Raw genomic sequence first — 18,849 nt, forward strand, 5'->3', positions numbered from 1 at the left:
ATCTACTGTCTGCAAGAGCAGACTTGGTATTGTTACGATTACAGAACCGCAGCGATACCTTTACATAGAGGACCCATGTTTGACTTAGTCATGCCCGCTACGCTGATGCGGCCAGAGCCAACAATGTAGATTGCGAATTCGTCTTTTAGGCGGTTTACTTGCTCTTTGCTCAAACCAGAGAAAGAGAACATGCCGTTTTGGCGCTCGATGAACGTGAAGTCTGCATCAACACCTTCTGATTTCAGTGTTGCAACGAATAGCTCACGCATTTCTTGGATACGGTCACGCATCTCAGCTACTTCCGCTTCCCATTCCGCTCGTAGACCAGCATCGCCAAGGATGTGAGTCACGACTGCACTACCGTGCGCTGGTGGGTTAGAGTAGATAGAGCGGATTATGCTCTTAACTTGAGAGAATGCTGTTGTTGCTACGTCTGCAGATTCAGCAACCAAAGTGAATGCACCAACACGCTCGTTGTATAGACCAAAGTTCTTAGAGAACGAGCTCGCGACTAGAATCTCTTTGTTGTACTTAGCGAAAGTACGAAGGCCAGCAGCATCTTCTTCAACGCCTTTTGCAAAACCTTGGTAAGCAAAGTCGAATAGTGGAAGAAGCTTCTTCTCAGCAACGAGCTTAGCCAGTACTTCCCACTCTTCAGCTGTTGGGTCGATACCTGTTGGGTTGTGACAGCAGCCGTGAAGAAGAACGATATCACCTTCAGATGCTTTCTCTAGGTCAGCAACCATGCCAGCGAAGTCTTTGTCTTTTGTTTCAGCGTTGTAGTAGCTGTATTGAGCTGTTTCGATACCAGCAGCAGCGAAAACACCGTTGTGGTTAGCCCAAGTTGGGTTGCTGATCCAGATCTTCACATCGCCCAGTTGGCGCTTGATGAATTCACCTGCAACACGTAGAGCACCAGTACCACCAGGAGCTTGTGCTGTTTTAGCGCGTTGAGACGTTACGATTTCAGCGTCTGAACCGAAAAGAAGTTTCTGAACCGCTAGACCGTATTCAGCTGTGCCTTCAATCGTTAGGTAAGATTTGGTTTTTTCGTTTTCAAGAAGTGCAGCTTCTGCTTTCTTTACTGTTTTAAGTACAGGCGTTTGACCATCTTCATTTTTGTAGATGCCAACACCAAGGTTGATTTTCTCTGCGCGAGAGTCTTTTTTAAACTCTTCAGTAAGGCCGAGGATAGGATCGGCGGGAGCAGCTAACACTTTTTCAAACATAATCTTCATCCATGTCAATTGAGAGGGGATAGTATCTAAGGGTAGTTATACCTGTATGGAATTTTTAAGACAATACGAAGTGAACAGAAAGGACAAAAAAAATCCATTTCAATCAGATTTATTGATTAAAGAGGGTATTTGATAACAAAACACCCTACGGATTAACCTATAGGGTGCAAGAAGTTAGTGATTTTTGAATAGATTAAGCAGGTTGAGCAATAAAGCTTTCACGCTCAAGTTCACTGGGCACATTTTTGCCATCTTTGTAGAGCGCGGCAATTGAAACGAACTCCTGTTCGACGGCCAGAAAAGCTTGGACAACTTGCGGATCAAAATGCGTTCCATTGCCCTCTAAGATGATCTGTTTAGCTTGTTCGTGACTAAAGGCTGGCTTGTAAACGCGTTTCGATATTAGCGCATCATAAACATCGGCTAGTGCCATTAAACGGCCAGATAGAGGAATATCCTCACCAGACAGCTGATTTGGGTAACCGCTGCCATTCCATTTTTCGTGATGAGTGAGAGATATCTCTTTTGCGACTCTCAAGAAAGAGCTACTTCCCAGCTGCTTTTCTGCAATAGATAAAGCTTCAGCGCCAATTGCAGGGTGACCTTTCATTATCTCAAACTCTTCGTCCGTCAATTTGCCCGGCTTCAATAGCACACTGTCAGGTACACCCACTTTGCCTACATCATGCAGTGGGGCTGACTTATAAAGCAGCTCGATATAGTTGGGTGTTAACAAGGTCGCGTGAGCTTTCGATTTACTGAGTTCTTGAGCGAGAACCTTAACGTACTCTTGAGTTCTTAGGATATGTGCGCCAGTTTCATTGTCTCTCGATTCGGCAAGTGCCGATAAGCTTACGATTGCTACGTCTCGAGTGGTTTTCACTTCGTTTTGTGCGGTTTCCAGGCTATCAAGCATGGTATTGGTCATAGATGCCATTGAGCCAAGCTCGTTGTAGCCAAAAATAGGCAGGCGAACACCTTGCTCTCCATTGGTCACCTTGTTCAATGCACACTCTTGGTTAATTAGAATGCGTTTAATTAGCTTGCTCCAGAGCGTCATGATGGTTATCGCGTAACCACCCAATACCACAGCCAAATAGATAAACTCCTTGATCACGCTGATCTTGCCGGTGCCGTCCAATAAGCGGTCAGGGTTGTGCTCTAGCCAAAAGATGTCTTTGACGGCAATCATCGTCAACATTGTAGTCAGTGTTACCAGAAGCACGATGACCAAACCAATCATTTGCTTAACCAGCGAACTCCTTTCACCAACCAGTTGGAAGTCAAATTGTCCAGTCGTCTCCATTTTATCCATTTGACTGAGCTTCGCATTCAATTGGAGAATAGTTCCAGTAAAGAAGCCGAATAGACTCATGCCAAACAGCACTTTCAAATTGCTATCTATCGTGAATTCATAGCTTAAGTTGTAATAGAGCGCGAAAGGGATACTTGCAGCAAAAAATAGCAGGGTATCTAGCTGGGCGAATCGGCCTTGTTTGACTAAGGTGTGCTGCGCGAATAGGTAACGACGCGCGAGCCACAATAAGATAAACACAATACTGACTTGTGTGAAAATCTCTAAGGTCGTTAAGCTCTCGAGCATAGGGCACACCCGACTGCCATAGGTGCCGAACAGCACGCCAGCGATGAAGTATAATTTAGTCGTTAGCGATTGATTGTAATTTGAAATATCCATCGATAAGCCTTTATTCTCGTTCTTATTAGATTTACGCATTCATTGATTCACAATTTTAGAGTTACGAATGATTAACATAACTGACGTGAATAAGACCGGAAATTCTATCTATAGCTTTCGTGGATTGATACAAGAAACTGATTTGTGTTAGAGATTTGTTAGCTAGGTGAGGGTTATTACAGCATTTTTATGAAGACACTTGAATAGCCTCGGTCGAGGTTCGAGGCTATTCAGTCTGTGTACTGGGTTAGACTCACGAGCGATTGAGCTCGCTATCTACTTTAACCAATTACTTTTTCAGATTGATTTCAGCTTCGATTGAGCCCGTTTCAATCTCAGGGTGAGACGCTAGCTTGTCTGCAGCCCATTGGTTGATGTGTTTCAGAATAGCAGACACCGCGTGTTTTTCTGTTGGCGCTTGATCTTGATCGACATCGATTTTTTGCTTTGGATGTGATCCTGTCGCATCTTCAGCAATATGGAGCCAATCTGGGTGCCAGTAATATGGTTGGCCGCTCGGTGTTGTCCAACTGTGAACACCGTTTGACTCTCCTTTATAACTTAATTGGTCTGCTTCTATTTTTTTCATTGTTATCTCGCATGTTTTGGGGTTACATCAAATTATTGAGGTAGAAAGCCAACTTAGCTCCTACCTTGGGTACAAACTTAGCAAAGCTTACAAAGTTATCTGTGAACTAATTCACACTATTGTGGAAATTAGGTGCGATCATATGGATAGCAGCAATAGTTGGTGGCGTAAGTGATAAAATCACCGGCTCACAGAATTTCTCTAGGTAGTACAATTAGATGGCGCGTTATGAAGAGCTTGCAAAGGATATTCGAACTCAGATAGCCAACAATACGTGGCGTTCCGGAGAGAAGATCCCGTCGGTACGCATGAGTTGTCGTAATTACAACGTCAGCAATAGTACTGTCTTACAAGCTTACCAGTTGCTAGAAAGCGAAGGGTGGATCATTGCTAAACCTCAGTCGGGTTACTTTGTTGCACCAAGACTGGACGGCGTTGATTATGAACAGCCGCTTGTTCGTGAAAAAAAAGCCATTAATGACCGCTTATTTGATTTCTTGAAATCGAGTTCAGCCGAGGGTGTTATTCCTTTTGGCTCAGCATTTCCAGATCCCGATCTTTTCCCATTACCTACCTTGACTCGAAATCTGGCCAGCGCCGGTAGAAAGATGACTGGCGCCAGTGTGATCAATAATCTGCCACCGGGCAGTGAAACCTTAAGACGACAAATTGCACAGCGCTATCTGCAGCAAGGCATTACGGTTAATCACCAAGACATCGTGATTACGTCAGGAGCGATGGAAGCGCTTAACTTGAGCCTGCAAACGGTCACTAAATCGGGTGATAACGTAGTGATAGAGTCTCCTGCATTTTATGGTGCTCTACAGGCCGTAGAGAGGCTAGGCCTTAATCCTATCGAAGTCGATGTTTGTCCAATCAATGGATTGAACATTGAGCAGTTTGAAAGCGTACTACAAAACCAAGATGTAAAAGCGTGTTGGTTGATGACGACTTTTCAAAACCCGACAGGGACAAGTTTGTCGGAAGAGGCGAAGCGCCGTGTGGTAGAGATCGCAGCACAACACGAAACCTACATTATTGAAGATGACGTATATGGCGACCTCTACTTTGAAGGGCATAAACCCAAGCCACTAAAAGCCTTCGATAAGACCGATTCTGTTCTGCTTTGTGGTTCGTACTCAAAAAGTCTGTGTCCGGGTTATCGGGTCGGTTGGGTTGTGAACACCCGTTTCAATGATGCCATTCAAAAGCTTCAGCTTCTTTCTACACTGTCGAGTAGCGCGCCTGTGCAACTTGGCGTCGCCCATTTCTTAACACATGAAAGCTACGACAATCACCTTCGCAAATTGCGTAAAAACCTTCTAGTGAGAAAAGAGCGGTTCATTGAGGTCATCAAGCAGTACTTCCCGCATGCAGTAGAAATTGAAGAACCGGCTGGTGGCTACTTCATCTGGATTCGTTTTTCTGCGAAATTCGACAGCCAACAACTTTATCAACTAGCTATCGAGCAAGGTATTAGTGTCGCATCTGGTGATCTGTTCAGTGAACAGGGCAGAGTGGATAACACGATACGATTGAACTTCTCTTATGAACTCACAGAAGAGAAAGAACAAGCACTCATTTTGCTTGGTAAGCTGGCACATCAACTCACGCACTCGTAAAACCTTAAGTCCCTCATAAAAAGGGCAATCATTTCAACTGTACGGGCTGTTTCTAGCGTAACTGTACGCCTACTTGACCAGAGAGTTGTGATTCAATAACGGTAGACCAAATATTGGAGATATCGTTATGTTGAAAATGACTATGGGAAATGAAGTTAAGTTGATTATCGTCGCGATTGTGTGTGCGCTTCTGCTTATTATCGGCCATGTATTATTGGCAAAAGCCTTTGCTGATATGGCGTGGGCGGAATATACAACTGCCGCTATCCCGTTTGTCATGATGGCAATCTGCGGTTTCGCCATCAAATATGCTAAAGACCAAGATGTAGACTAAATCGATTATCCAATCGAACTGTTTTAAGCCCTGCCAGAATTTGGCAGGGCTTTGTCGTTTTAAATGACCTGAACTTTTGAATAATCGCATTAAATCATAAGTTATGAAGGCCATCTCATACTTTAATACCACAGGCTTTGTAAGTCCGTGTAAGCGCGAAATGGTGATTATTTGGAATATGTATCACCTTTAGTCAAAAACTTGGCTTATGGGTTGTACTGGGAAATAACCAGAGCTTACCTTTTCTTGGTATGTATTCACGTCAATTATTGGTCGCTATGCAATAAAAGTGGTTAAAGTAAAGGCTTACAGTACCTTACAGGTTTAAATTTCCCACTTATTACAATTGGTTATGACTAATTGAGAGGCGGGACTATGAGATTGAAATATAAAAAAACAAACCTGTGCATGTTGGCTTTGTTGGCCACCAATGCTTCAGCAAGCGAACTCCATGTTGATTTGAATCGACTAAGCAATTTTTCGGAAGTCGGCACTAATAAGTTGTCTATTACCAGTGAATTTATCGGCTATGAGCTTGATGAGGGAAAGTATCGTTACGCAAGAGATGTTGACTTAAACGGCCTAGATTGGGCTTTTCTTTACGGAGATCATCAAAGAAAAGATAAGCCAAATAGTACCTTAATTGGAGATGTGAAGGTTATTGGTGACTTAAAACAAGTCGCTAATTCAGAGACTAGAAATGCAGTTGGCAATCGTTACTACTGGCAAGACGGCGACTCAACGGATTATAACCAAGAGCTGGCTTTTTCAGGTTTGCTTGTTGGTTCTAGTGGTTTCTCTTTTGACGTTCAGCCGAGTAAAGAAGGGCGGTTTTCTGTAGATCTTTATACACATAATTGGCTGTCCTCTGCTGATGTGACCGCATGTATTAAAAAGCAATGCATCACAATTAAAAATGACATTTCCTTTCACATGACCAGTGTTAAAAATACGATTATTTTCGAATCTCAATCGCCAGATGACATCGTGGAAATCTCATATTCACGCCAATATAGGCAGTTTGATTTTGAATCGAGACAAGGCTATCACGCTATTGAGGCTATCCAGTTGAGAGAGGTCGAGTAATATGAAAAGAATCATTCTAGCATCAGCAATTGTAGCGAGCTTTTCGGCTCACTCAGGTCTTGGAAAAATGGATCGTTCGGTCACTCAACACAAAACGTTCGCTCTACAAACTCAATTCGATTTTGCCTGTCATATGAATGCGGGCTCTGCGACCTTAATTGACCCTTACTGGGTGATAACGGCAAATCATGTATCTGGTTCTAAAAGTGAAGGGTATGAGAATGCAGTAACTTGTTCGTCTTATGAAAAAGATGAGAACGGTAAGTACAATGTTATTCATACATCACGTGCGACTACTGACCCTAATGGTGAGTGGGGGGAGTATGAATTTACTGATGGCATTTACGATTTTGCTCTGGTGCGCTTAGATACGCCAATCACAGGTATTAAGCCCGCGAAGTTACCAGAGAAAGGGATGTTCGATCATTCAGAGGTTTATGAAGTAAATAGCGTTGGCTTTGGTAACTACAACGGCCGTAATGGTGGGAAGAAATTTGTTAAGTACAATGACACAGACAAGAAATGGTTAGCCGAATATAAATATGACCCGGTGATCATGCCTCAAAGTAACTTGCAGTGGCTGATCATCCATGGTGACTCAGGTTCAGGCATTACGATTGAACGGGAAGGTGAGTTTTACATTATTGGGGAGATAGGCCTTCAATATTATGGCGAGCTTGGTTGGCAAGATACCTTTGATGATGTTTTGGGGAGATTAGACTCCTTAAACAAGGACATGAGAGAGCATGGGTTTAGTTACACTAAGCCAGTCAATTTTGGTGACGTAAGATGGACGCCAACGACCCAGAACAGTATCGAAGATCTTCACGCCTTTTACAGCTACTGGACAGCCGGAAGTATGGATTTTAATGGTACTTATTGGACGAAGGATGGCGGCATTTACAATACGGCTTATGCGCAAGAAGGTGAAACGTATACTTTTGAAACTGTTATCCCTGCAAACCCAAAAGCACCCGCATTTGATGTGTTTGTAAATGGTCGTCAGGTTGCTCATAACATTAAGGCGGATAAGGATAGCTTATTCTTTAAGGTGAATGCTTTTGAGCAAAAGGGTGAACAGATGGTGATTGAATTTAAGCCGCTAGAACAGACGGGCGAGAAGATACTTTTAGACCACTTTTTGGTTCGTACTGTTGAGTAGACTGAGCTGTTAAGCTTGCATCAATAGGTGCTTATGAACATGCCCTTATAAATAGACGGGTATAAAAAAACCTCCGCAAATGCGGAGGTTTTTATTTGTTTCGAACTTTTAATATCGAATAGGTATTCGAATTAGAAGTTTGCAGAGCGTGGCGTACGTGGGAATGGAATCACGTCACGAACGTTACCCATACCTGTTACGTAAGATACTAGACGCTCGAAACCAAGACCGAAGCCTGCGTGTGGCACTGTGCCGTATTTACGTAGGTCGCGGTACCAGCTCATGTGCTCAGGGTCGATACCCATAGCAATCATACGCTCGTCTAGAATATCTAGACGCTCTTCACGTTGTGCACCACCGATGATTTCACCGATGCCTGGTGCAAGTACGTCCATCGCTGCAACTGTTTTGCCGTCGTCGTTTAAGCGCATGTAGAAAGCTTTGATGTCTTTCGGGTAGTTCTTAACGATAACAGGAGCTTTGAAGTGCTCTTCAGCTAGGTAACGCTCATGCTCAGAAGACATGTCGATGCCCCACTCAACGTCAAACTCAAATTTCTTACCAGAGTCTAGTAGGATTTGAATTGCGTCAGTGTAGTCAACTTGTGCGAAGTCTGCGTCAACGAATTGCTCTAGACGAGTAATTGCTTGCTTGTCGATACGAGAAGCGAAGAACTCAAGATCGTCACGGCGCTCTTCAAGAACAGCTGCGAAAACGTACTTAAGCATGTCTTCAGCTAGTTTTGCTACATCTTCAAGATCTGCGAACGCAACTTCCGGCTCAACCATCCAGAATTCAGCTAGGTGGCGGCTTGTGTTTGAGTTTTCAGCACGGAACGTAGGACCAAACGTGTAAACTTTGCTTAGTGCACAAGCGTAAGCTTCAGCATTAAGTTGGCCAGATACTGTTAGGAACGTCTCTTTGCCGAAGAAATCTTCATTGAAATCTACGTCGCCTTTTTCAGTGCGTGGTAGGTTTTCCATGTCTAGCGTAGAAACACGGAACATTTCACCAGCGCCTTCTGCATCAGATGCAGTGATAAGCGGAGCAGAAGTCCAGAAGAAGCCTTGCTCGTGGTAGAAACGGTGAATAGCTTGAGATAGGCAGTTACGTACACGTGCTACTGCGCCGATCACGTTTGTACGTGGGCGTAGGTGAGCAACTTCACGAAGGTATTCGATAGAGTGACGTGTCTTAGCCATTGGGTAAGTGTCAGCATCTTCAACCCAACCAACAACTTTAACGTCAGTTGCTGCTAGCTCGAAGTCTTGACCTTTCGCAGGAGACTCAACAATCTTACCCGTTACTTCAACAGAGCAGCCAGTTGTTAGCTTTAATACTTCGTTTTCGTAATTATTAAGATTATTAGGAACCACGGCCTGAATCGGGTCGAAACAAGAGCCGTCATAAATGGCAAGGAAAGAGATTCCAGCTTTGGAATCACGACGTGAACGGATCCAGCCGCGAACAGTTACTTCACTGTCTACCGCTAGCTTGCCGCCAAGTACGTCTGTTACAGGCGCGTAAGTCATGTTGATTTCATTCTCCATTGAGGGACAAATTCAACTCAAAATCTCTGGCATTACTGCAAATAAACATACATTTGCACAATAATTAGCCGAAACATTAAGTTGTATAAACTTTTTAAATCGATTGAACATATTACCTGTCATACCGACAGCTTCAACCTTTATTCTTGCTTGGTGAAAGAAATATTGTGTCTACTGACGATAAATACGTTTGAGGGTGTGTTTTTTGTTCGATCTTAGCGGTGTGCCTTACCTTTCTGGCTAACTGCGAGCCGTTGAACGAACTGGGTATAATCGAAACCTTTGTTTTCAATAATTGGAGTGTGATTGCGTAGAAACTCGCTCTATATTGACGCGGATTCAGTCATATTGGACTAGAACACCTTCTTCATTTCCCACTAAAGCAACTAGAGGAATTTAATATCTACGTGTTAATTACGCCGCCTTAACCCCTGCATTCTCTCTACACCCGCACTTTTCGAGCGCTCGCTCATTCATGAAAAACAGTCGATCAAATTATGTCTGAACAAGGCAGGACTGGCTGTACAAGTAAAAGAGAATTACATGCTTAATTATTTAAAAAAACACTGGTTATCAAACGTTAAAGGAGATTCATTATCTGGGATTGTGGTTGCACTCGCATTGATCCCTGAAGCCATCGCATTTTCAATAATTGCAGGTGTTGACCCTAAAGTAGGGCTCTATGCTTCGTTTTGTATCTGTGTCGTGACCGCTTTGGTTGGTAGTCGCCCAGGAATGATTTCCGGAGCAACAGGCGCCATGGCGCTGTTAATGGTCACCTTAGTGAGAGAGCACGGATTAGAGTACTTGCTTGCTGCTTCATTTCTTGCAGGCGTTATTCAAATCGCGGCGGGGTATCTCAAGCTCGGCAACCTGATGAACTTCGTTTCCAAATCGGTGATTACTGGATTTGTTAACGCGCTCGCCATACTGATCTTCATGGCCCAGCTTCCTGAATTGGTCAATGTCCCTTCGAGCGTTTACGTATTAGTCGCTTTGGGATTGGCGATCATTTATCTGCTTCCCTATTTTCCCAAGTTTGGCCGTGCAATACCCTCCCCATTAGTCGCTATTGTTGTTCTGACAATCATTAGTTTGTTGTTCGGATTAGATGTGAGAACGATTGGCGATATGGGGAAGCTTCCTGATTCACTGCCTGTGTTTTTGATTCCCAATATTCCATTCACGTTCGAAACGCTTGCAACCATCCTTCCATATTCGATTGCTCTATCTCTGGTTGGCTTATTGGAATCCTTGATGACAGCGACCATCGTCGATGATCTGACAGATACTGAAAGTAATAAAAACAATGAGTGTAAGGGGCAGGGCGTTGCAAACATCGTTGCCTCACTATTTGGTGGCATGGCGGGATGTGCGATGATTGGTCAGTCGATCATTAACATCAAATCAGGCGGTTTAACTCGGTTATCCAGCCTGATCGCCGGAGTCGTTTTGTTATTAATGGTGGTGTTTGTTTCTGACTGGTTGAAGCTGATACCGATGGCGGCTTTAGTATCTGTGATGATCATGGTTTCTATCGGCACATTCTCATGGCGTTCTATTGTTGAGCTTAAAGACCACACTCTGCCAACCAATGTAACCATGCTAGCAACCGTGGCGGTGGTGGTGTTTACTCATAACTTAGCGATAGGTGTTGCGGTTGGCGTGGTGTTATCGGCTCTGTTTTATGCACATGCCAGCAAATCCATGGTGTTTATATCCGATGAAGTCGTGACGAACGAACTGCATACCATCCACCGAGTAAAAGGCCATGTCTTCTTTGCTTCGTCAGATGCGTTTGTCGACCTATTTGATTATGACAATGCGACCTCTTTAGTGACGATCGATATTTCGTATGCGTCATTCTTAGATAATACATCGGTTGAGGCGCTTGATAAGGTGGTATTCAAGTTCCGTAAGAAAGGGGCTTATGTTGAAGTGTCGGGAATGGATACCGTGAGCGCGAATCTCATATTCAAACACGCGATGTATCATAAGCATAAAGACTTAACCGCGGTTTCCATTACACACTAATCATTGTTTAAGGTTCTTTGAAAGCCTCACTAGACATTGCTAGGAAGATAAAGCGCTCATTGTTGAGCGCTTTTTTGTTGTAAACGATCTATGAGTTCTTCTTTGTATTCGACAAAGTAAACTGATTAATCAGCGATTCAAGATGATCAGAAAGCTCTTCTAAGTCATTACTGATGTCACGGGTTTCAGCCGCAGATTGAGATGTGTTATTAGCGTGAGAAGTGATAGTTTCGACTTTCTGTTGAACATCTTGAGTCGCCAGCGTGGTGGATTGCGTTTGCTGCTGAATGTTTTGTGCATGTGCTAACACTTGCTTCATTTCTTCCACAACACCATTCATTTCAATAGACAGAGCGTCGATATCCGTTGAGCTTTGATGTGCTTGTTCGCAAACTCGATCGGCAGAAGTCAGCGACTCTTCACTGCCTTGTTGGAATTGATGAATGATTGACTCAATACTACCTGTTGCTTCTGCCGTTCGTGAGGCAAGATGGCGAACTTCATCAGCAACTACCGCAAACCCACGGCCTTGTTCTCCCGCACGAGCCGCTTCAATAGCTGCATTTAATGCAAGAAGGTTGGTTTGGTCGGCAATACCTCGAATTACGCTCAATATTGAAGAGACCTCTCCAGTCTGCTCGTTGAGTGTCAGTATTTTGTATTTCACCTCTTCTATGCTGGTGACGAGGTTTTTTATCTCACCGCTTGCCTCATGTGCTTGGTTAGCACTCTTACAAGCCACGTCGGCAGTGTGATTGATGAGTTCTGAAGCGGTGAAAGTGGCTTGTTCTACATTGACTTGTTGCGCCTGTATCCCTTCGACATTGTGTTGCACTTCGGCGGTTTCGCTTTGCTGGTCGCTGGCGGCTTGCTCGGTAATTTGCGCGACGCTAGTCAGTTGGTTAGCGGAAGCATTCAACTTGTGCGAGGTACTTTGTACTTTTTCTAAGCTGTCAGACACAGTCCCCATGAACGAGTTGATGGAGTTAGCTAGCGTACCTATCTCATCCTTACTTTGTTCGGGCAGGCGAGTGGATAGGTTTTTATCGCTGCTGACTTGGGTCATAAAGCGAGAAGTGTGTTGCAGCGGACGAACAATAATCTTACGAATTAATCCCATCGTAAGAACAAATCCGGCAAAGGAGATCACCGCCATAATACCAATAGCGGCCATTGTTTGAGTGTTGATCAACGAGTTGACGTGGTTAAGGTTATATTCGAGACGTATTGCGCCGAGAACTTCACCTTCTGGCGCCATATGACACGCGACACAATTGGTACCTCGGTAATCCTCACTCGACTTCATTGGCAGAGCAATAACCAAACCTTTGCCCCAACTAGCAGAAAAAGGTTCGATAACGGTTTCGCCTGCTAGCGCTCGCTTATCAATATCGTCAATCGGTGTTTGGTTGTCATTACCTGGTCCATATAACTTGCTGACAGCGTCGGCGCGCAAAACACGAACGTCTTCAATGCCTTCTTGAGCGAGCGCTTTCTGACGAAGGGTCTCTTTCTGTGCCATGGTGCCAGTCAGCATCATCATATTAAGGCTATCGAAGTAGTTACTTGCTTTGTCGTGTAGTTGTTCACTCAACACGGAATTAACAAGTTGTTTTTGCTGCGAGTATTGGAAATAAGTCGATATTGCTAGCAAAAAAGTGAACACGATGGCGAGGGCCACTAGGATTTTAAAAGTAATTGTTGAGCGCATAAGGTCGTTTTTATTATTTATAATGACGCGCATACTGTACGTGTATGAGCCCCTACTACCTATGGGGTATAGTGAATTGTGTGACCACACTCCGGTTATGGTTATGTTTCTGTGATGTAGCGAGTTTGTGTTGTATCTGATATTGAAATGGAACGCGCTTCATGCTCGTCACTGTTTTTTGGAATTTAGTTCTGTTAGTGAAGTACAGCATCGGGCTGAAAGTTGGTTGAGAAGTAGAACAGCCTTGGTTGTTAATTAGGTAAATGTATTTGTCAGCTTATCTTCTATCAATAAAGACTATTGTTTTAGACCACTTAGTGGTTAATTTGTATCCAAATGGCTATTTTGTTCAATTTAATAGCAAAAATTGTGGTTATAGCGTTGTGTTTCGAGGCTCATTCGATAAGATGAAAAGACCTCTATGATAGAGGTAGGGCAGCAACGGATACGCTGCTTCAAATACTATGGAATGTGAATCAATTATTGGACACATACATGAAATTCAAGATTACATCGCCGATTATTGAACCTACGGAAGGTTCACCACATCAGTTAACGCTTACTCACGCTTCTCGTTTTACCTCTTTTAAGACAAGCTCCCCTTTGAACGCCCTGTTCGACAACGTCTCTGCACGCTTCTTTACCGCTTATCGCTCCTATTGTTATTCGTTTTATAACTTTATTTCTATCTGAATCCCTTTGTCATCTGCTTGATGAACGAAGACTCACACCTATAAAAACTAAACAAATAAGTTAAAAATAATGAATATTAAAATGATGGGTAGCTCCCTAATTATCGCTGGTACCGCCCTCGGTGCTGGTATGCTTGCGATCCCAATGGTATTAGCTCAATTCGGATTGCTTTACGGCACACTGCTGATGGTACTGATTTGTTTCGGTACCACTTACGCAGCATTACTACTTCTAGAAGCGACCATCAAAGCGGGTGGCGGTCTAGGGTTAAACTCTATTGCTCGAAAAACCTTGGGCAAACAAGGCCAGTTGCTTACTAACGGCCTGCTTTACGCGTTATTGATTTGCCTTTTAATGGCTTACATTTTGGGCGCGGGCGACTTGCTGAGTAAGTTACTGTCTAACTTTGGCATTGATCTCACTGCTACTACGAGCCAAATCGTGTTTACCTTACTCGCAGGCGCTGTGGTCGCAAGTGGTACTGGTGTCATTGATAAGCTCAACCGAGCTCTATTCTTTGTGATGCTAGCAAGCTTATTTGCAACTATGGCGTTCTTGGCGCCGAGTATGACTCAAGAGAACTTGCTGCAGGTAACCAGTCATGACCATATTGATTTAATCAAAACCAGTGCAATCTTGTTTACAAGCTTCGGCTTTATGGTTGTGATTCCAACCTTGGTTTCTTACAACCACGAAGCAACAGACAAGCAATTGCGTAACATGGTGATCGTCGGTTCTCTGATCCCATTAGTGTGTTACTTGTGTTGGTTGTTTGCGGTAGTGGGTAACTTGAGTGAAGAGCAATTCAGAAGCTTTAAGAATGTCTCAGACTTGATGGCGGCGTTTGAAGCTCAATCTCCTTGGGTGGGTAACGTTCTGTCTACCTTCACTGGCTTGGCGTTGTTGACCTCTTTCTTTGGTGTTGCAATGGCGTTGTTCAACCAGAACAAAGACATGTTTAACCAAAATACGGCAGTAACGTACTGCATTAGCTTCATCTTGCCGTTGGCGGGCTCATTACTTGCTGCAGACAAGTTCCTACAAGTGTTGAACTACGCAGGCATCATCTTGGTGTTCCTAGCTGTGTTTGTTCCTCTAGTGATGGTTCATAAGCAGCGCTTTATGAAAGTGGCACAAGACCGATACAGCGCCGAAGGTGGTCGACCTATGATGCTTTTCTCATTGTTGTTTGGTTGCTTCTTGCTTATCTCGCAAGTTATCTAATGAAATAATTTGGTCGGCTGAATAAATCAGTCACCAAGCTTGAGATCCAAAAGCTTTAGATACAAAAAAGGAACGCATCGGCGTTCCTTTTTTATTATCTGCTCGTTACCAAGCAAACTGAGTTAGAGGTTGGCTTGTTAGCTAATACGAACTAGCAAACAACCTTAACAGCCAGACCACCTTGAGAAGTCTCACGGTACTTAGCGTTCATGTCTTTACCTGTTTCTAGCATTGTTTCGATAACTTTATCTAGAGAAACAGTAGGAGCAGAAGAACGACGAAGTGCCATACGAGTCGAGTTGATTGCTTTTACTGCAGCAATACCGTTACGCTCAATACATGGTACTTGTACTTGGCCTGCAACTGGGTCACACGTTAGACCTAGGTTATGCTCCATGCCGATTTCTGCAGCCATACATACTTGCTCAGGGCTACCACCCATAAGCTCAGCAAGACCAGCCGCCGCCATAGAACATGCCACACCAACTTCACCCTGACAGCCCACTTCAGCACCAGAGATAGAAGCATTACGCTTGTAAAGGCCACCGATTGCGCCAGAAGCTGCGAAGTAACGGATGTAGTCTTTCTCTGTCACTGTCTGAATGAACTTATCGTAGTAAGCTAATACAGCAGGGATGATGCCACATGCGCCGTTTGTTGGTGCCGTTACTACACGACCGCCAGCTGCGTTTTCTTCGTTTACTGCGAAAGCAAACATGTTTACCCAGTCAACAACCGTCATTGGATCATTGGTTGTTTTTTCTGAAGTCATTAGCTGTTGGCGAAGTGCTGCAGCACGACGAGGTACACGCAGTGGACCAGGCAGGATACCTTCAGTATTCATACCGCGATCCATACACTCACGCATCGTTTTCCAGATGTTAGCGAAGTAAGTGCGAGACTCTTCGTCTGAGTGGAAAGCTGCTTGGTTTTTCATAACCAGTGTACTGATAGAAAGACCGCTTTCTTTACACTGATTAACCAGCTCTTCAGCTGTTGTGAATTCGTAAGGTGCTTTGATTGGGTTTTCTTCTTCTTTGCCGAAGTTTTCTTCGTCAACGATGAAACCGCCACCAATTGAGTAGTACGTTTTTGAGTATGCTACTTCGTCGTCAACCCAAGCGTGAATGCTCATGCCATTCTCGTGTAGAGAAAGGTTGCTAGTATGGAAGTTCATACCACCATCGCGTGGGAACGATACTGTATGACAGTGCATGCCAACAGGAAGGCGTTCAGTTTCTTCTACGCGAGCGATGAAGCCAGCAATAGAATCGATATCAACACGCTCAGGAGTATTGCCAGCAAGACCCATGATGATTGCGATATCTGTGTGGTGACCTTTCCCTGTCAGTGATAATGATCCATATACGTCCACGGTGATTTTAGTGATGTCGCGCAATTTTCCCATTGAACGTAGGTCATCAATAAATTCTTTACCCGCTTTCATTGGTCCAACTGTGTGTGAGCTCGATGGACCAACACCGATTTTATAGATATCAAATACACTAATCATAGCGATTACCTCAAAAAGAGAGCCTCCCAAGGGGAGTAGGGAGGCTCATTTATTATCATTATATTTTGTGTCTAATCTCGCGATATAAGATGGATGTCATCTTATAAAAAGGGCTTGAGATTAAAGAGCGCCGTAGATTACAGAACTAATAGCCGCTAGACCACATAAAGCTGTAAAGATTTGTACAGGCGCTGAAGTTTTGTACTTAGCCATTGCTGGTACTTTGTTCATTGCGAATACAGGCATTAGGAACAGGATAGCTGCAATCATTGGAGCACCCATTGTTTCAATCATGCCTAGGATGCTTGGGTTAACTACCGCAACAATCCAAGTTGTAACAACGATGAACGCTAGAGATGCTTTTTCAATCTTAGAGATTGAAGAACCAGAGCGAGACTTGATTAGACCAACAAGACCTTCGTGAGCACCTAGGAAGTGACCGAAGTAGCTTGAAGTAATCGCTGCGAACGCTACTAGAGGACCCATGTAAGAGATAAGTGGAGACTCGTGAACGTTAGCTAGGTAAGAAAGAACAGAGATGTTCTGTGCTTGTGCTGTTGCTAGTTGCTCTGGAGATAATGAAAGCACTACAGAGAATACGAAGAACATTACAAAACCCATCAGCATCATTGCTGCGCCGCCAGTGATTTGGTCAGTTTTCTTAACTGCGTCTTCACCGTATACACGACGTTGCTCTTTAGAGAACTGTGAGATGATTGGGCTGTGGTTGAAAGAGAACACAATGATTGGAATAGCAAGCCAGATAATAGATGGCATAGTTGACCATTCTGGGCTTACGTCCATCATTGAAGTGTTCCAATCAGGAACTAGGTAGAAAGATAGCGCTAGTAGGATGAATACTAGTGGGTAAACCATCGCTGAAGTTGCTTTAAGCATCAGTTCTTTACCGAATACAACACCTGCTGTCATAGCAAGGATAAGTGCACCAGAAAGAAGAGGACGTGGAATAGATTCCATACCCATTTGGTTTACTAGGAAAGAGTCAACTGTGTTTGTGATACCAACACCGTAGATAAGAACGATAGGGTAGATAGCGAAGAAGTAAGCAAAAGTAATAATGTTTGCGCCAGTCTTACCGAAGTGCTCTTCAACTGTGTCTGTGATATCCGCTTCAGGGTTTTTAGCAGACAGTACGAAACGAGCTAGAGATTTGTGTGCGAACCAAGTCATTGGTGCCGCGATTAAAGCTAGGATAACTAATGGCCAAAAACCACCCGCACCAGCTTTGATTGGAAGAAATAGTACGCCAGCACCAACTGCTGTACCGAATAGTGATAAACACCAGGTAAAATCTTTATAGTTAAACTTGCTTGAATCTTTAACGGCATTTGCCGAAGAAGTTGTTGTGTTCATGTTAAATTACTCATTTTTTGGGAACAGGAAATAAGTCGGGGCTAATTTTGCAGAATTTTCTTCGGCAAAAAATAGATCTAAATCATGTAATGAAACGGCGTGTCACATGATATGCGAAAAACGGATTTTTGATCACGAAAATAGCGTGCCACAGGTGATTTATGCTCATGCTTGGCATTAGTTTTATTTATGCGAAAGGATGGGTTGTATAGATTTATACCAGGGAAACGTTTGCGTAAAATTGCATTAATAAATCTGTTCCATAGAAACTCTGGGTTTTGTTAACAGAGATTAAACAAAACGTAGTTGCTATGTAATTTGTTGCACTACATGCTGCTGCAGTGATTGGATAATTTGCGCCGTAACCCCCCATATTAGGTGCTCTTGGAAGGGCATCGCAAAAACACGATGCTTAATTTGTTTAAAGTTAACAGTGTGGCTGTGCAGTTTTGCTTGGTCCAAAACATAGGTAGCAGGAACCTCAAAAATGGAAGCGACTTCGTTCTGATCAATGATGGGTTTATAGTCAGGATCTACTAATGCGACAATCGGTGTAACAGAAAATTTACTAATAGTACTCAAGGCAGGTAATTGCCCAACAATTTTAACCTGATCCGATCGAATTCCTACCTCTTCATGAAGCTCCCTAAGTGCAGTGAATTGCATAGACGGGTCAGAGAGTTCGTGTTTACCTCCAGGAAAGCTGACTTGGCCAGGGTGATGCTTTAAGTGAGCGGCTCTTTTAGTAAAAATTACATGTAAACCATCTTCTCTTTCAACTAAACCTACCACCACAGCCGCTTTACGTAATTGTTCGCCACTGATATGCGAAACTCGTTCTACTGACTCTGGGTGATAGCCAACGGTAGGGTTAAGTTGGAATTGTTGAAGGAAGTTTTCTTTATTCATATCAAGCCAATATATTGATTATTATGATTTTAAGTATAGACACAACTCTGGGTTGATTTCCAATATTGAGTCTTTCTTCATTGAGTCGCCCTCTCATCGTTATGAATAGGCATC

15 protein-coding genes are annotated in these 18,849 nt (G+C 43.6%); 7 read left to right on the plus strand and 8 right to left on the minus strand.

Going from position 1 to position 18,849, the window contains the following annotated elements; genetic code table 11:
* Window positions 1-38: 38 nt before the first annotated feature.
* The 3 genes from OCV56_RS06150 to OCV56_RS06160 all read right to left on the minus strand — a co-directional run bounded on the left by OCV56_RS06150 (window position 39) and on the right by OCV56_RS06160 (window position 3,523).
* Entirely contained in the window at window positions 39-1,229 is a 1,191-nt protein-coding gene (locus tag OCV56_RS06150; RefSeq protein ID WP_086713112.1) for an amino acid aminotransferase, read from the minus strand.
* A 202-nt stretch (window positions 1,230-1,431) separates the two neighbouring features.
* Window positions 1,432-2,973, minus strand: a complete 1,542-nt coding sequence (locus tag OCV56_RS06155) for an HD-GYP domain-containing protein (RefSeq protein WP_086713113.1) — start codon at window positions 2,971-2,973, stop codon at window positions 1,432-1,434.
* Between the two features lie 250 nt (window positions 2,974-3,223).
* Entirely contained in the window at window positions 3,224-3,523 is a 300-nt protein-coding gene (locus OCV56_RS06160) for a hypothetical protein (RefSeq protein ID WP_086713114.1), read from the minus strand.
* Window positions 3,524-3,741: 218 nt separating this feature from the next.
* Between OCV56_RS06160 and OCV56_RS06165 the strand changes: the two genes are divergently transcribed.
* From OCV56_RS06165 to OCV56_RS06180, 4 genes are all read left to right on the plus strand, one after another.
* The gene (locus OCV56_RS06165; RefSeq protein ID WP_086713115.1) at window positions 3,742-5,145 is read left to right on the plus strand and encodes an aminotransferase-like domain-containing protein; all 1,404 of its coding nucleotides are present in this window, start codon (window positions 3,742-3,744) and stop codon (window positions 5,143-5,145) included.
* Window positions 5,146-5,272: 127 nt separating this feature from the next.
* The gene (locus tag OCV56_RS06170; protein WP_086713116.1) at window positions 5,273-5,479 is read left to right on the plus strand and encodes a hypothetical protein; all 207 of its coding nucleotides are present in this window, start codon (window positions 5,273-5,275) and stop codon (window positions 5,477-5,479) included.
* A 408-nt stretch (window positions 5,480-5,887) separates the two neighbouring features.
* The gene (locus OCV56_RS06175) at window positions 5,888-6,565 is read left to right on the plus strand and encodes a hypothetical protein (protein WP_086713117.1); all 678 of its coding nucleotides are present in this window, start codon (window positions 5,888-5,890) and stop codon (window positions 6,563-6,565) included.
* Between the two features lies 1 nt (window position 6,566).
* Complete coding sequence (locus OCV56_RS06180; RefSeq protein WP_086713118.1) at window positions 6,567-7,727, plus strand: trypsin-like serine peptidase; 1,161 nt, start codon at window positions 6,567-6,569, stop codon at window positions 7,725-7,727.
* Between the two features lie 131 nt (window positions 7,728-7,858).
* Here the strand turns inward: OCV56_RS06180 and asnS are convergent, their stop codons facing one another.
* The gene (gene asnS / locus OCV56_RS06185) at window positions 7,859-9,259 is read right to left on the minus strand and encodes an asparagine--tRNA ligase (protein ID WP_086713119.1); all 1,401 of its coding nucleotides are present in this window, start codon (window positions 9,257-9,259) and stop codon (window positions 7,859-7,861) included.
* Window positions 9,260-9,820: 561 nt separating this feature from the next.
* On the opposite strand from asnS, the gene OCV56_RS06190 reads away from it, so the two are divergent.
* A complete protein-coding gene (locus OCV56_RS06190) occupies window positions 9,821-11,311 on the plus strand; it encodes a SulP family inorganic anion transporter (RefSeq protein WP_086713120.1) in 1,491 nt (496 codons plus the stop codon).
* Between the two features lie 88 nt (window positions 11,312-11,399).
* Here the strand turns inward: OCV56_RS06190 and OCV56_RS06195 are convergent, their stop codons facing one another.
* Window positions 11,400-13,022, minus strand: coding sequence for a methyl-accepting chemotaxis protein (locus OCV56_RS06195; RefSeq protein ID WP_086713311.1), 1,623 nt, complete (start codon window positions 13,020-13,022; stop codon window positions 11,400-11,402).
* Between the two features lie 495 nt (window positions 13,023-13,517).
* Here OCV56_RS06195 and OCV56_RS06200 point away from each other — a divergent pair, with 495 nt between their 5' ends.
* Both OCV56_RS06200 and OCV56_RS06205 read left to right on the plus strand, forming a co-directional pair.
* Window positions 13,518-13,715 carry a hypothetical protein gene (locus OCV56_RS06200; RefSeq protein ID WP_143691566.1) on the plus strand — a complete coding sequence of 66 codons (198 nt, stop codon included), beginning with the start codon at window positions 13,518-13,520 and terminating at the stop codon, window positions 13,713-13,715.
* Between the two features lie 81 nt (window positions 13,716-13,796).
* Window positions 13,797-14,939, plus strand: a complete 1,143-nt coding sequence (locus OCV56_RS06205; RefSeq protein ID WP_086713121.1) for an amino acid permease — start codon at window positions 13,797-13,799, stop codon at window positions 14,937-14,939.
* 151 nt (window positions 14,940-15,090) lie between these two features.
* Here OCV56_RS06205 and OCV56_RS06210 read toward each other — a convergent pair whose 3' ends face one another.
* The 3 genes from OCV56_RS06210 to OCV56_RS06220 form a co-directional block, all read right to left on the minus strand.
* Complete coding sequence (locus OCV56_RS06210; RefSeq protein ID WP_010441404.1) at window positions 15,091-16,452, minus strand: L-serine ammonia-lyase; 1,362 nt, start codon at window positions 16,450-16,452, stop codon at window positions 15,091-15,093.
* Between the two features lie 120 nt (window positions 16,453-16,572).
* Window positions 16,573-17,826, minus strand: coding sequence for an aromatic amino acid transport family protein (locus tag OCV56_RS06215; RefSeq protein WP_048658418.1), 1,254 nt, complete (start codon window positions 17,824-17,826; stop codon window positions 16,573-16,575).
* Window positions 17,827-18,135: 309 nt separating this feature from the next.
* A complete protein-coding gene (locus OCV56_RS06220) occupies window positions 18,136-18,735 on the minus strand; it encodes a CoA pyrophosphatase (protein ID WP_086713122.1) in 600 nt (199 codons plus the stop codon).
* Window positions 18,736-18,849: the final 114 nt, after the last annotated feature.

Source organism: Vibrio gigantis (genome assembly GCF_024347515.1).
GTDB classification, from domain to species: Bacteria; Pseudomonadota; Gammaproteobacteria; order Enterobacterales; family Vibrionaceae; genus Vibrio; species Vibrio gigantis.